The following is a 15,138-nucleotide window of genomic DNA, read 5'->3' as shown; positions in this document are numbered from 1 at the left end:
AAAGGCAGGAAATTATCCTGCCTCTAGTAATTAAAACTAAAAACTTCAGGAGGACTTATACAGAGATGAATAGTTAATTCTTAAACAGTAAGCTTTCCTTAATTCTTGCTGAATATCAGTAACAAGTCCCATACGAGTATTTTTATCAATTCGCAACGAAACTATGATACTCGGTAATTCCTGTCTTTTAGCATACATGATTTTCTGAATCTGGTCAACTTTAACAATGTTATCATCAATTTGTATCCTTCCATCTTTACCAACCCAGATATAAGAAACTACTCTCTTATTCTCAATTTTTTCAATTGCTTTTGCTTCTGGCAAATTGAAAACCACTTTAACATCATGTTCACGCAAGGTTGTCGTAACCATAAAGAACAGAAGCAACATAAAAACAATATCTGGCATTGATGTGGTTGGAATACCCTGTTGTGCTTTAGCTAATTTTTTCTGAAATTTCATATCATTAAACCTTATAATCTATTTTTTGACAACTTCAGGTTCTGCAATTGAGATGATGATGGGGATTTTATCTTTAACTTCGTTCATTTGTTCTTCATTTAGATCAATAACTTTCTTCCCCCATTTTTTCAATGCATATTCATCTCTTACTTCAAAATAAGCTTCCTTTACCTGATCAAGTGCTTGAATATAAAGATTATAACTTGTGTTCGCATCAGTTTTAACTGATACAATTAACTTTTTATTAGCAGGAAGCTCAATCTTTTCAACTATTCTTGGTTTAATTCGTGGAAGTATTTGATTAACTGAAACAATTTGATTATCAAGCAGGATTTCACCAGCTTCATTTATCAACAAATTAGCAATTCTTTCTTTAGAGACCTCAACTTTTACTTGTTCTTCTGGTGGAACATACTCAGGCAATGTTAATCCAATACCTGTATCAACATCAATCGTTGTTGAAACAAGAAAGAACAACAAGAGGAGAAATGCTAAGTCTGCCTGAGATGCCGTTGGTATTTCTGCTTCTCTAATTTTTTTCTTTCTGATCTGAGGCATTTCTTAAAGTCCTCTCTTGAAATTATTTCTGATTTTTCTTTAATGTGAATAATGCATCAATTAATTCAACAGAGCTTTCTTCCATATCAACAACGATTTTATCAATTCTAGAGACAAAGTAATTGTAGAAAACTTGCAAAATCATAGCAACTACAAGACCGAACAATGTGGTCAACAATGCAACGGCGATACCACCTGCAACGATACTTGGTGAAATTTGGTTTGCTTCTTTAATAGCGTCGAATGCCTGGATCATACCTTGCACTGTTCCGGTAAATCCTAACATTGGGGCAAGAGTTATGAAGGTTGAAATCCAGATTAATCCTCTTTCTAAGAATGACATTTCAATGGCGCCGTAAGCAATAATTGCTTTTTCAGCAGCTTCAATTCCTTCATCAACTCTTAACAATCCAGCATGGAAAACACTTGCAACTGGTCCACGAGTATTGGCGCAAAGTTCTTTTGCTTTTTCTACTCCGCCTTCTTCAAGAGCTTTTTTAACTTCAACAAGGAATTTTTTTGTATTGATGTTTGCTCTTGTTAAAGTGTAAAATCTTTCAATTGAGAAAGCTAAACCAATTATTAAGCTTGCAAGGATTGGGTGCATAAAGAACCCACCTGCATTATATTTTTCTTGGAGAAAATTTAAAATTCCTGCATCCTGTGCTTGAGCAATTAATGCATTTATTATTCCTAAGATTGCGGATAATTCCATTTTTATATTACCTCCGAAGTTTTTTGATTTTTTATTAGTTATTTCAATTTATATAAAAATCGATACAATTTTAAGATTTTGTTAATCTAAAGTCAATTAATCATTAACCAAAAAAATATTTCCATTGTATCTTTGATAATCTTGAAATACAAACTCAATTTGTTTAGCTAACTGCTGCGGTGAAATATGTTTGTGGTATTCATTTTCGGCTATCCACTTCTTATTTTCTTCAGTTAAAATTACCTTCGGTGCAGCTGCATTTACAGTTAGATTTAAATCATTACCTTCAATTTCAATGACTTTTAAAAGAAAATTTAAGGCCGATTTAGAAATGGCGTAAACTGATCTTTTTGGTTCATAATGAATTGATAGTCTTGCTGATATAAAAAAGATACTCCCACCTGAGCCATTAAGCAGCTTTTTTGCTGTGTATTTTGAAATCAAGAATGATGAAATCAAATTTTTATTGATCATTAATTTCAAATCCGCTGCATCAAATTCCCAGAATAATTTCCCACCAGTGTAACCACCGACTAAGTGAATAACAAAAAGTTCATCGTGTTCTAGAACATTAATTTGATTAAAAATCTGTTTTACTGAATCTTCGGATGCAAGGTCAAAATCAGAAAAAATTTTGAATTTACTTTTTTCTATATCAATTTGATTTAGTTTTTCTAAATTTACGACCAGATATATCTTTTCATATTTATCAAAATTAAGATACTTTATAAGTTCTCTCCCAAGATTGCCTGATGCACCAGTAATTAATAGGTGTTTCATTTTTTACCTATATAAATAAAGCTTGCACCGACAGGGAAATGATCGCTATAACCACTTAAATATCTTCCAGAACCAAAAGTTGGATAAGGTGCCCCTTTATATCTGCCAGAACGTGTGGTATTTAATTCATTACTAATTATTGAAAATGAGTCACACTCATAATCTAATTTCTTTTTATCTAACAAAGCTTTTGATATAATAATTTGATCAAGCATATTGAAATTACCCTGATGAAAATAAGAACCCAATCCCTGAGAATATTTCTTGTATGCTGTGTTATAAAGATTATAGGTGTATTCCGGAGCCAAGTTATCACAATCGAATGGAATAGCTTGCAATGTCATCAGGATAGATTTATTATCAGGCATATCATTGAAATCACCCATAATAACAATATTAGCGGATATATTTTTGCCTAAAAGTGAATCGACCTTATTTCTTAATGCAGTTGCGGCTTTTATTCTTCGTGGCTCAGATTCCAATTCACCTCCTCTTCTTGATGGCCAGTGATTGACAAAAATATTTAATGTGTCGTCTTTAAATTTTAAGGTAGTGTAAAGTATATCTCTTGTATTACCTTGAAGTGGAACTTGAATCTTTTCTGAGTGAATAACTTGAAATTTATTTTTCTTAAAAAGTAATCCTACATCAATACCTCTCGGATCCTTAGAATCAAAATGAACAATTTCAAAGTTCATATCTTTAAGAAATCTTTTTGATAGTTCTTCGAGTACATATCTATTTTCAACTTCACAAACTCCTAAAATATCTGGGCCATTTCCATCATTCATACTTCGAATGATTTTTGAAAGATTACTTAATTTCTTATCAAATTTGACTTCGTCCCATTGTGACTTTGAGGTTGGTAAATACTCATCATCCCCAGGATTTGATGGATCATCAATTGTATCAAAAAGATTTTCTAAATTCCAGAAAGCAACGTAAATTTTTTCTTGAGCTTGACAGGAATTAAAACCTATCGATATTATTGTTAAATAAACTAAAATAAATTTTCTCATAACTTTAACCTGAATTATTTATGAAATTATTTTTAGCAATAATAGTTTTTCTTTCGATTACAAAAAATACAACATTTTCGCTTTCTTTTAATAAAGATACCGATACAACGATTTCTCTAATTCAAACATTATCAAATCTTTGTGAAAAATTAAACATTTTTTCACAGAAGAACTCTGAAGCTGATATTATTAATCTTTGGAAAATTGATTCGTTCTTCAGAGGTGCAAATATTCATCCCTACATGCATTTCTCTCCGTTCTCAATGCGAAATCCGATCACAGAGAAAGACCTGATAGAATTAAAAAAACTCGGTGCGAATTTAGTTGTAGCAAATTATCCTGGGGTTTTTACTTATTTTCCGCCTTACCAGATCGATTCACTAAGTTTAGCAAACCTTGATAACATCGTTAATCTAACAGAAAAATTGAATTTATTTCTTGTTATTTCGTTAAGGAGCGGACCTGGCAGATCTCTCTATTCTTTTTTTGATCAATATCGTGAAGATGAATTTTTATTTTATGATTCACTCGCTCAAGAAAAATATATTGAAATGTGCAGGTTTATTTCAGAAAGGTACAGCAAGAAAAAACACCTAGTTGGAATTAATTTTCTCCTTGAACCGCACGGAGATGATCCTGTAAATCTTGAACCAATAAAAGATTCAATCTATTTCAATTTTGTTGAGAAGTTGATTAGAGAGATTCGCAAGGTAAATTGTCGAATTCCGATCATTGTTCAGCCTCAGGGATGGGCATATCCTGATAAATTTACTTCGCTTAAAAAGTTTGATGATGAAAAGATAGTGTATAGTTTTGATATGTATTTCCCCCACTCTTTTACAAATGAAAAAAACGATTCATCTTATCCAGGTTTTTATTTTGATAGAGATACATTAGTTTTTGTTGACTCAATTTATCTTGAAAAATTTCTTAAACCAGTAATTGATTTTAAGAATAACTATAATGTTCCAATCTTTGTAAATGAATATGGTGGGATTCGTTATAAAAAAGGAATTTTAAATTATCTAAAGGATCTTCATGAAATATTTTTAAAGTTTGGTTTTCATTTTGCTTTTTATGTTTGGAAAAGTGAATGGGGAGAAACGGACGGAAGAAAATTTGATGAATACAATTACGAAAAAGGAATTGTGCTCAACAGAGATCAGAATTCGGACAAAGATATTAGAAACAATGAACTTTTAGAAGAACTTAAAAGGGTCTGGAAAACGAAGCGAAATGATTAATCTTTTAGTGCTGCAAATGCAACTACATAATGATCACAATGTGAAATTGAAATTAATACTTTATCGTTTCTAATGCCTTTATAATATACAATTGGTTTGCCGTTAATATCATTTCTTACCTCAACATCTTTTAACATTAAATCTTTTCCAAAACCTGTTCCCATTGCTTTTGCGACAGCTTCTTTTGCAGCGAATCTAGCAGCAAAATGTTGTGAGGGTTTTGCTTTAGATTTACAGTATTTAATTTCTTCGTCCGTATAGACTTTTTTAAGAAAATTATCTCCAAACTCAGAAATAATTTTTTCAACTCTATCGATTTCGATTATATCAACACCAATTGATTTCATTTAAAACCCCATTGCTAAACCAAAACCTCTTGGATCAGTCATTCCGTAATAAAATTTATGTTCATCATCGACAAGAATAGCGTTTATCCAACCGATGTAATTTCGCTTCTTAAATTTATGACCGTAACTTTCAAGTTTTTTAATTACATCTTCGCTTAGAGCATAATCTTCATAGTATACTTCATCTGGTATCATCTGGTGATGAATTCTTGGAAATGAAACAGCACGGAATAAATCCATCTTAAAATCAATTATATTTAAGATTACCTGTAAAACGGATGTAATTATCATCGAACCACCGGGAGAACCTACAATCAAAAATGGTTTTTTATCCTTTAAAATAATTGTCGGAGTCATTGAGCTTAACATTCTTTTATTAGGTGCAATTGCATTCGCTTCTTTTCCAATCAGTCCAAATTGATTTTGTATTCCAGGTTTAATGGAGAAATCATCCATTTCATTGTTGAGCAAAAATCCTGCACCATCAACAACTATACTTGAACCGTAAGAGGAATTAATTGTTGTGGTTACACTAACAGCATTACCATCCTTATCAATAACTGAATAATGTGTTGTTTCGGGTGACTCATAATCAAATGCGTTTTTAGTGTTCACATCTTCCAATTCAGTGGCTTTATCGCGATTGATCTGTCCAAATAATCTTTTTGCATATTCTTTAGAAATTAATTTTTGAACAGGGACATATACAAAATCGGAGTCACCAAGATATTCCGCTCTGTCAAAATAAATTCTTTTCAGAGTTTCGATTAAATAATGAATATATCTGGATGAATTATAATCGTCTTTATCCAGGTTTAAATTTTCTAAGATGTTTAATGCTTCAATAACAGCTACGCCGCCTGAGCTTGGTGGTCCCATCGAAATCACTTCATAACCTCGATATGTGCCTCTTACGGGTTGTCTTTCAATGCATCGGTAATTTTTTAAGTCTTCAAGCGTTATAAAACCACCAAGTTCTTGAATTTGTTTTACAATCAATTCAGCTGTTTTGCCCTCATAAAAACCTTTTCTTCCATATTTTTTTATCAACTCTAAGGTTTTAGCTAAATCTTTTTGAACAAACAAATCTCCTTCCTGAAATTTTTCTCCATTCTTTGTAAAGATTTTCTTTGATGATTCATATTTAATGAAATTATGATAATTTGAGTTAATTGATCTTGCCAGATCATAACTTAAGCGAAAACCATTCTTTGCAAGTTTGATAGCAGGATCAATTACTTCGCTAAATTTTAATTTACCATATTTCTGATGTGCGTAAATTAATCCATCCACGCTTCCGGGTACACCAACTGAAGTTGCTCCTTGTTGAGAAAGAATTGTCAATGGGTTGCCCAATGAATCAAGATACATATCACGATGCGCATTGGATGGGGCTTTTTCACGAAAATCAATAGTAGTTGTAAATCCATCATTTCTGTAATAAACAATAAAACCACCGCCGCCTAAATTTCCAGCTGCCGGATAAGTAACTGCTAATGCAAATCCAACAGCCACTGCAGCATCTACAGCATTACCGCCTTTTTGCAAAATTTCTACACCAACCTTTGTTGCAAGGTCACTTGCAGATGATACCATTCCATTTCTTGATCTTGCAAGCTGAGCAAATAAGATTGAATTAAATAAGATAAAGACCAGAAGTATTTTTAATAATATCTTCATTTGAATAATCTAATTTTTGCGTCCACTTTAATTCCTTTAGCTTCAAGTTGTTCTAAAAGTAGATTACTAATTGTATCCAGTTTAATAATACTTTGTTTTAATTTATCATACAGCTCTTCGTCGTATAAAATTTTACCAATGTTGTTTTCCCTGGATTGAGTTTGCTTCATGATAACCTCTAAAGAATTTACAACATTGTTGAGATTTGCAATTAATTCTCTTGTTTCTTTAAATGTTTCAATCAATGTATCGGCATTTTCGGATAAGAACCTGTCAGACTTTTCTGTGAGATTGGATATATTTTCAATGGTCTTCTCAATTTTCGAATTATTTTTAACTAAAAAATTATTAAGGTTAGTAGTTATTTCTTCTAAATTTTTGACTGAAGTTTTTAATGAGTTCATTGTATTTTCATCTGAAAGATGGTCATTGATTTTTTCAAGCAGAATCTTCGTGTCTAATATTATTAATTTCAAATCTTGTTCTACATTTCCAACCATTGCAAGTGCACCTGGAATATCCGTCGAAAGTTTTCCTTCAAGAATGTTATTAAAATCAAATGGTACATTGCTTTCGCCGGGTTTTATTTCAATTTTTTTTCCGCCCATTAAATCCATCATTTCAACCGTAGCTTTTGCATCCTGTTTAAGAATTACATTTTTGGGAATGTAACCTTCGACGATTACTGAGTTACCGTCAATTATGATATTGTGAACTTTTCCCATTTTGACGCCATTAATCGTAATGTGATCACCCAACTCAAGTCCAGAGACACTATTAAATCTCATTTTAAGCACATTGTAGTCACCTGCGATTGTAATTCTTTTTGCCCAACCTAAAATGAAAAGAAAAATAAATATTCCAATTAATACAGTAATTCCGACTTTAATATTTGTCTTTCTATTTTCCTTCATCTCAAAAATCCTGATTTACTTTTTTTGCGAATTCTTCAATTTCATTCGAAGATATCTTATCCTTATCTACAATTTTTTCAAATTTATCTAATAATTCCTTCAGATGTTCATCAGAATACTCATCATTTTCAATTCTATTACCAAAAACGATCAAAACTGATTTGAATTTATCTTTTAAAGTATCTGCCTCAACCTTTTCAACCAACCCATTGATAATCTTTTCTTTGTCTTTTTCTTTCATTAAAGAATAGATAGTCTTAATCCTTCGTGAATAATCAGAAAAATGAAAAAAGATTAGTCCAATTGTTATTGTTGAGATAAGAAGAATAATATAAAACTTATACTTTTTCATTTTTAATTTTTTTAATTAAGACCTTTTCGATTCTCTTCTCAGAGGCTTCTTTGATTATGAATTTATAATCTTCATAATCAATCGAAGTATCGGGTTCTGGTAAATCTTCAAATTTGCTTAAAAGAAATCCACCAAGAGTATCATAATCATCTTCATCTGATTTTAATTGTTTATCAAGAAGTTTTTCTAAGAAATCAATTGGAATTTTAGCGTCAACCAGATATGTATCTTGATCAATTTGTTTATAAAAGTCTTGAGTGTCTTCAGAATACGAGAATCTGCTCATTACTTCAGCTAATATATCTTCCATTGTAATTAAACCGGCAGTTCCACCGAATTCATCAACAACAATTGCAATGTGTATATTTTTCGTTTGAAATTCTCTAAACATCTCATCAATTTTTTTACTTTCAGGAACAAAGATCGCTGGTCTCAAAATTTTTGATATGTTAAACTCTTCGAGATTTTGAACATCCGATTTCTGCCTTTGAATATAAATCGGCAATAAATCTTTGATGTAAACGAACCCTTCAATGTTATCTATATTCCCCTTATAAATGGGCAATCGTGAATGTTTTGAGGTTAAAAATTTATTTAATAGCGAATCAAAGCTCTCATTAATTTCAGCAGCAACCATTTCGGTTCGATTTGTCATTACTTCTTTTACGGTCGTCTCACCAAATTCAATTATTCCGTGGATTAAACTTTGTTCATCTTTCTCAATTGCTCCATATTCTTCACTCAAATCTGCTAAAGTTTTGATCTCTTCTACTTTTATGGCAGTTTTCGATTTATCAATAAAAAAATTTCTCTGAAAAATTTTTGAAACCTGGTTGAATAAAAATGTAATTGGTGCGAATAAAGTATAAAGCCAGTGTATTGGATAACAAACCAGGACTGCATATTCAACCGGGAAACGATTAGCTATTATCTTTGGTATGATCTCACCAATCAGCAGAAGGACAACAGTAAGAAGAATGATTTCAATTGTTATTAACCAGTCACGATTAACATTTAGTTGATTTGCAAGTTTTACAGTAAGAAATGCAAGTAAAATTGAAATTCCCACATTAGCAATATTATTACCGATTAAAATAGTTATTAAAGTTTTTCGTGGAAACTCAAGTAGTCTATGAATATATCGTGCAGCTAACGGTTTTGCTTTTGAAATGAAATTAAGTTTCTTCTCATCAATAGAAAAAAGAGCGACTTCAGAAGCCGAAAAAAAAGCTGAAACAATGAATAAACCAAACACAATCAATAATTGCACAAACGAGTCAGTATCCAAATCTAACTTCTCCTAATTAGTTCTTGATCATTTAAAAAGGTAAATCTTCTTCTGAATTGCTGTCGCTATTTATATCTTCAGCTGGAGGTTCAGAAATCTGAGAATCTGTTTCGGATTCAACAGAAGAACTATCATCAAAAGATGCACCAGGTCTATCGAGAAGTATCAAATTTTCAGCAATTACTTCAACTACATACCTTTTGATATTTTGTTTATCCACATAATCTCTTTTAGATAATCTACCTTCCACATAAACTCTTCTGCCCTTTTTGACAAATTCTTTCATATTCTCAGCTAATTTGTCGAAGCAAATAATATCATGCCAGGTAGTTGCACGCTGCCAATTTCCATTTTGGTCTTTCTGATTCTGATCAGTCGCCAGACTGAATCTCATTACAGCTAAACCGGAATTAGTATATTTTACCTCGGCATCTCGTCCTACATATCCTATAAGCATAATCTTATTGAGTGATTGAGCCATTATTGTATCTCCTATTTAATTAAATTTAATTTTAAGGTTTTAAAGTTACTTCCGTAATCTATTTTAAGTAAATAAACTCCAGAATTCAAATTTTCAAAGTTAAGTTCGATCTCATTGAAACCTTTATTTAGAAAATTACTCAGGTCCATTACTTTTTCACCTAAAATATTAAATACCTGCATTTTAATAAAATGATTTTCCGGAAGATTAATTATAATCTTTGTTGTGGAATTAAATGGATTAGGAAACGGATCGCTTACATAAAAAGAAATATCTGAAATTAAATTGAATGGTACATCCGTTGTTCCTTCAAAAAATCTGATTGCATCTTCAATTAAAATATTTTTTGAAATTTTGTTATTAGTCGTTTCGAGAGCAAAAGAAAGATAAATAAGTTTACCTGCCAGAGTTCCATTCGGGAAATTTCCATTAAAATAAACCCCAGCTATTTTTTGATTGCGATAAAAAAGGCATGTTTGAGAACCATTGATTGGTTCAATTGCATCGGGCCAATCCTCGGGATATACTGCCCCTAAATTTATATCTGATGGTAAACTTCTAATTATTGATGCATTTGAAAAAACTTGAAGAGAACCTGAATTATCTGCAATGAATTTTGCCTTTAGAAAATTATTTAGAAAGCTTGGGGAACTTGTAGAAAGTTCATAAGCGACCTCTGAACCTGTTACAAATAATTTGCCCCCGTTCTTTAAGTAATTCATAACAATAAGTTGTTCACTTCCATTGAATGTTTTATTGGCAGTTGATTCATCACCAAGAAACCAGAAAACCCCATCGTAATCATTTAAATTGATAAGATTTGAAATCACTGCTTCGTTAGCTGCTGCATCTACATCACGATTAAAATTAAAAATACCCGAAGCATAAAATTCATTAAAAATATGGTAAGGTTGTGAATAACTCCCACTGGTTCTATCAAATCCATCTACTACAAGATATCTTTTTCCATTTCCTGTTGACGCGGAATAAACATCACTTGAAATTGATTCCATTCCGACTGAGTTAATTGCTGTAAGTTTAATAAAATAAATCTTATCAACTTCTAAGTTACTTATTGTAATCGATAACGAATCTTTTGTGAGATATATTTCATTAAGAAAAGGCTGGTTCGAGAAATTAATCGAGTCTTTCGATAGATACAATCTGAAACCAGTTATTTCGTTTGGGAATAAATGGGACCATCTAATTTCGAGTTCGCCATTAAAATTATTTTTTCTTCCTTTTACAAATTGAATAATTGGTGGATCAGGTGTAAAAACAAGATTTGTATCTTTAACAAATTCTTCCAGAACATTCCAGATATCTTTATTCGTATTGTCCATTCCAAGAGCCCAGATGCCTACTCCAGCAAGATTTTTCGATTTTATGAATTGATATTTATAAAAAGCACTTTCAGGATCTTCATACCATGCTTGATGCCAGGTACCTTCGACGGTTTGATATCTGTACCATGCATTAAGTGACTCTGTATCCCAGAGTCTGGAATATTCAATAACATTTTGTTTTGCATCAGGATAGTAAATAACTGATCCTGCTCCAATTGTTGAAGCTTTTTTATTCGGACTACTTGTGGGCCAATCATATCCATAGTGCGGCATACCATAAATCGTTTTTGAAGCTATTGCACCACTTGCTAAAGCACTATTCACATAACTTGATGCGTTAGTTGATGACCAGCCTTGTAATCTTCCAACTGGACCTGCTTGACTTCCTGTTGAATAAGCATAACCGTAACATTGAAGAAATGTTAAATCACAAATTTGAGTAATTTGAGCTAAGTCCCAATCTCCCTGACGAAAATCAAAATCAGTTGGTGCACAAGTTAAAATGTAAGTTGAATCATTTGCTTTCAGCGAATCTTTTAATTGACGCATAAATGAAGTAAGATTATCTCTCTGCCCTGATTGAATACCTTCAAAATTTATATCGACACCATTAACATTTCTTGCTTTTACAAGTTGAATAATGTTTCGAATAAAATTAATTCTTGATTGATTGTTGTTTAGTAAATAAGTAATTGCTGAGCCTGAAAATAAGGTTGCTGACAAAAGGATTTTTACATTTTTAGATTTAGCAGCATTAATGAAATTTGTTACATTTTGATTTGTTAACCATCCATGATCATTTACAATATTTCCAAGTGAATCTATTTCAGCACTATGAAAGGCGATGAGATATAATAAATCGTAACTAATTGTATTCCATCTGCTTAAAAACCAATAAGGTAAATACCCAAATACTTTATATCTCAATTGTTCTTTATCAATAACTCGGGTATCATTTAAAAATGTTTTTTCATCTTCGATTGCATCATCGTATCTGTAAGATTTATATAAATCATAGAAATATTTGTGTACACTGAATTCACCAGTTTCAAGAATTCCAAGTTCGGATTGGGCAAGAATTATCTGTTTAGAGAAGATTATAAATATTAAGATTAAAGATTTTAAATTAGACATATTAAAGTCTAATCTTAATAGAAAATTTGACATCATTATTTTTTGTTAAAATCTCAAAATTAAATAGTTGAGCATCAACATAAGCATCAACAAGGTTAAGGAAGTATGTTAGTCCAAGATAAACTGCAAATAAGTCTCTTTGATCACGATAAAATTCACGAATTCGTTTGTAGAGATAATTTTCATTTCCATTTACGACACTCTCGTAATAAAGTGTTTTATATTCATTATAATTTTTATTATTCTGCCACCAGTTATATCCAAACCAGCCCAATAGTCCCCAGATAACAGGTACTTTCCAATAAGCTTCATTATAGAATTGACCCAAACCTGGTAAAATTGCTGAGCGAGCAACAGCGCCCCATGGTGATTTCGATTTTAAATTTAGTGTATCAACTTCTTGAGGGAAAATTGATGAAGTAATTATGAATAAGTTAATTAGGAGAATTTTCTTGAACATTATTCAAAATTTCCAGAATTCTTTCCATTTCATCTCTTGAGTAAAATTGGATTTGGAATTCACCACTTCCATCGGCTTTAATTTGTATTTTAACATTAGTTCCAAATTTAATTCGGAGATTTGATAAAATTGCTTCAAGATTTGGATCTCTTTGAAGATTATGGGTAATTGTTGGTTGATTATTATTTTTCTTTTTTTTCTGTTTCGCAATTTTTTCAACTTCCCTGACTGAAAACTTTTCTGCAATTATTTTTTTCCAGAGGTTAAGCTGCTCTTCTCTATCGTCAATGTTTATTAAAGCTCTTGCATGACCAGGTGTAATTTCATTCTTTATAAGACTTCGTTGAATCTCTTCTGGTAATTTTAAAAGTCTGATAAAGTTTGAGATTGTAGATTTATCTTTACCAGTTTTCTTAGAAATATCCTCAAGTGTTAAGTTACATTCCTCCATTAATCTCTTAAATCCGAGTGCAATCTCTATCGGATTTAATGTTTCACGTTGTATATTCTCTATTAGAGAAAATTCAATAAGTTCTTCTTTAGTATTGATTTCAATAATATAAGCTGGAATTAAATCGAGACCGGCTAAAATTGAGGCTCTTAATCTTCTTTCACCAGATATTAATTCAAATCGTTCACCATTTTTACGATGAACCGTAATGGGCTGAATAACTCCATTTTGTTTGATTGACTGAGCAAGTTCTTCTAATGCTTGAATATCAAATTCAAGTCTCGGTTGATATGGATTTGGATCAATCTTATCAACAGGGATTTTAGATATTACACCATCTTTTAATACTTCATCACTTTTTACTTTTGATTTGTCTTCTTCAACTGCACCTGGTATTAATGCTCCAAGTCCTTTGCCTAATACCTGCCTTGATTTCATTCTTTTTCTTCCTTGTTATTATTTTTATTCAAAATTTCAGACGCAAGCTGCAAGTAATTTTGTGAACCAAGCGCTTGAGCATCGTATAAAATAACGGGCCTACCATGACTTGGTGCTTCAGATAATTTGACATTTCTTGTTATAACTGTTTTATATACTCGATCGCCAAAGTATTTTCTAACTTCTTCAGCTACCTGATGTGACAATCTTAATCGTGTATCAAACATTGTCAATAAAACTCCTTCAATTTCGAGATGCGGATTGAAGTGTTTCTTTACAATGTTAATTGTATTAAGTAGTTGTCCTAATCCTTCTAAAGCAAAATACTCACATTGAACAGGAATAATAACTGAATCTGCAGCTGTTAATCCATTCAAAGTCAATAATCCTAACGATGGAGGACAATCGATAATGATGAAATCATATCTGGGTTTTAAATTTCTAATATTCAGAGCAAGAATTTTTTCTCTGTTTTGAACATTAACTAACTCGACTTCTGCTCCCACAAGATCAATGTTCGATGGGATCAAATCGAGATAATCAATTTGAGTTTTTAATATTAAATCTTCTGGCAAAGAATTATTGATTAGTAAATCGTATACTCCTCGATTATTTTTTTCAAAACCTAAACCAGAAGTGGAGTTGGCTTGTGGATCAAGATCAATAAGCAAAACTTTTTTCTCGTTTACAGCAAGACTTGCAGCCAGATTGATAGCTGTAGTCGTTTTACCAACTCCACCTTTCTGATTTGCTATAGCGATTATTTTACCCATTATTTGTTTTATCTCCTAAAATTCAAATGTCTCTCCAAATTGTAATTTCTTTGCGCTTTTACCGAGACTTTTAACCATATCTACAAATTTATCAGGATCAGCTTGAATTACTGGGAATGTATTATAGTGCATTGGGATAGTTAATTCAGGATTTAATAATTCAACAGCTTTAACGGCATCACTCATTCCCATTGTAAAATTATCACCAATAGGTAAAAGTGCAATACTTATTTTATGAAGATCGCCGATTAATTTCATATCTGAGAATAGTCCAGTATCACCAGCATGATATAAAACTTTATCATCGAGGAATAGAAGTATTCCTGCAGGCTCTCCCATATACTCACCTTCGTTTGAAGATGAACCATGATGAGCAATTGTAAATTTTACTCTACCAAATGGGAATTCATACGAACCACCAATGTGCATATTATGAGCCTTTACACCTTTTGAAGCAACATAATTAGCTAATTCATTTACTGCAATCACAACTGAATTACATCTTTTCGCAATTTCAAGTGTATCGCCGAAATGGTCTCCGTGTGCATGCGAAAGAACAATGAAATCTGCTGATAAATCTTCAGCTTTAACTGGTGCGAGAGGATTTCCAGTAATAAATGGATCGATTAAAATTTTATTGTTTTTGTGCTCAATTAAAAAAGCTGAATGTCCAAAGTAAGTTAGTTTAGGCATAAT

Annotated in this window: 17 protein-coding genes; 1 reads left to right on the top strand and 16 read right to left on the bottom strand. The window is 31.6% G+C overall.

What is annotated here, in order from left to right; translation table 11 throughout:
* Positions 1-45: 45 nt before the first annotated feature.
* The 5 genes from HPY57_01005 to HPY57_00985 all read right to left on the bottom strand — a co-directional run bounded on the left by HPY57_01005 (position 46) and on the right by HPY57_00985 (position 3,534).
* Positions 46-462, bottom strand: coding sequence for a biopolymer transporter ExbD (locus tag HPY57_01005; GenBank protein NPV10358.1), 417 nt, complete (start codon positions 460-462; stop codon positions 46-48).
* Positions 463-480: 18 nt separating this feature from the next.
* Entirely contained in the window at positions 481-1,020 is a 540-nt protein-coding gene (locus tag HPY57_01000; GenBank protein ID NPV10357.1) for a biopolymer transporter ExbD, read from the bottom strand.
* A 22-nt stretch (positions 1,021-1,042) separates the two neighbouring features.
* Positions 1,043-1,735, bottom strand: a complete 693-nt coding sequence (locus HPY57_00995) for a MotA/TolQ/ExbB proton channel family protein (protein NPV10356.1) — start codon at positions 1,733-1,735, stop codon at positions 1,043-1,045.
* Positions 1,736-1,831: 96 nt separating this feature from the next.
* Entirely contained in the window at positions 1,832-2,515 is a 684-nt protein-coding gene (locus HPY57_00990; GenBank protein NPV10355.1) for an SDR family oxidoreductase, read from the bottom strand.
* A complete protein-coding gene (locus tag HPY57_00985) occupies positions 2,512-3,534 on the bottom strand; it encodes an endonuclease/exonuclease/phosphatase family protein (GenBank protein NPV10354.1) in 1,023 nt (340 codons plus the stop codon). The genes HPY57_00990 and HPY57_00985 overlap by 4 nt, the downstream gene beginning before the upstream one ends.
* Positions 3,535-3,554: 20 nt before the next feature.
* Here HPY57_00985 and HPY57_00980 point away from each other — a divergent pair, with 20 nt between their 5' ends.
* Positions 3,555-4,778, top strand: a complete 1,224-nt coding sequence (locus HPY57_00980) for a cellulase family glycosylhydrolase (protein NPV10353.1) — start codon at positions 3,555-3,557, stop codon at positions 4,776-4,778.
* On the opposite strand, the gene acpS is transcribed toward HPY57_00980, so the two are convergent.
* Genes acpS through HPY57_00925 form a run of 11 tightly spaced genes read right to left on the bottom strand, consistent with a single transcriptional unit; the run spans position 4,775 to position 15,135 of the window.
* Positions 4,775-5,125 (bottom strand): holo-ACP synthase, encoded by a 351-nt coding sequence (gene acpS / locus HPY57_00975; GenBank protein ID NPV10352.1) that lies wholly within the window; start codon positions 5,123-5,125, stop codon positions 4,775-4,777. The genes HPY57_00980 and acpS overlap by 4 nt on opposite strands.
* Positions 5,126-6,811 carry a gamma-glutamyltransferase gene (gene ggt / locus HPY57_00970; GenBank protein ID NPV10351.1) on the bottom strand — a complete coding sequence of 562 codons (1,686 nt, stop codon included), beginning with the start codon at positions 6,809-6,811 and terminating at the stop codon, positions 5,126-5,128.
* Complete coding sequence (locus HPY57_00965; protein NPV10350.1) at positions 6,802-7,719, bottom strand: MCE family protein; 918 nt, start codon at positions 7,717-7,719, stop codon at positions 6,802-6,804. Before HPY57_00965 ends, ggt begins: the two co-directional genes overlap by 10 nt.
* Position 7,720: 1 nt before the next feature.
* Positions 7,721-8,071, bottom strand: coding sequence for a hypothetical protein (locus tag HPY57_00960; protein ID NPV10349.1), 351 nt, complete (start codon positions 8,069-8,071; stop codon positions 7,721-7,723).
* Positions 8,058-9,359, bottom strand: a complete 1,302-nt coding sequence (locus HPY57_00955; GenBank protein ID NPV10348.1) for an HlyC/CorC family transporter — start codon at positions 9,357-9,359, stop codon at positions 8,058-8,060. The genes HPY57_00960 and HPY57_00955 overlap by 14 nt, the downstream gene beginning before the upstream one ends.
* A 31-nt stretch (positions 9,360-9,390) precedes the next feature.
* A complete protein-coding gene (gene ssb, locus HPY57_00950) occupies positions 9,391-9,840 on the bottom strand; it encodes a single-stranded DNA-binding protein (protein ID NPV10347.1) in 450 nt (149 codons plus the stop codon).
* An 11-nt stretch (positions 9,841-9,851) separates the two neighbouring features.
* On the bottom strand, positions 9,852-12,320 hold the full coding sequence (locus HPY57_00945) for a T9SS type A sorting domain-containing protein (GenBank protein ID NPV10346.1): 2,469 nt from the start codon (positions 12,318-12,320) through the stop codon (positions 9,852-9,854).
* Between the two features lies 1 nt (position 12,321).
* On the bottom strand, positions 12,322-12,780 hold the full coding sequence (locus HPY57_00940; protein ID NPV10345.1) for a hypothetical protein: 459 nt from the start codon (positions 12,778-12,780) through the stop codon (positions 12,322-12,324).
* Complete coding sequence (locus tag HPY57_00935) at positions 12,755-13,669, bottom strand: ParB/RepB/Spo0J family partition protein (protein ID NPV10344.1); 915 nt, start codon at positions 13,667-13,669, stop codon at positions 12,755-12,757. Before HPY57_00935 ends, HPY57_00940 begins: the two co-directional genes overlap by 26 nt.
* Positions 13,666-14,442, bottom strand: a complete 777-nt coding sequence (locus HPY57_00930; protein NPV10343.1) for a ParA family protein — start codon at positions 14,440-14,442, stop codon at positions 13,666-13,668. The genes HPY57_00935 and HPY57_00930 overlap by 4 nt, the downstream gene beginning before the upstream one ends.
* Before the next feature lie 15 nt (positions 14,443-14,457).
* A complete protein-coding gene (locus tag HPY57_00925; protein ID NPV10342.1) occupies positions 14,458-15,135 on the bottom strand; it encodes a metal-dependent hydrolase in 678 nt (225 codons plus the stop codon).
* Positions 15,136-15,138: the final 3 nt, after the last annotated feature.

The sequence above is a fragment of the Ignavibacteria bacterium genome (assembly GCA_013177855.1).
Classification (GTDB): domain Bacteria; phylum Bacteroidota; class Ignavibacteria; order Ch128b; family Ch128b; genus Ch128b.
This window is presented reverse-complemented; position numbering and strand designations above follow the sequence as displayed.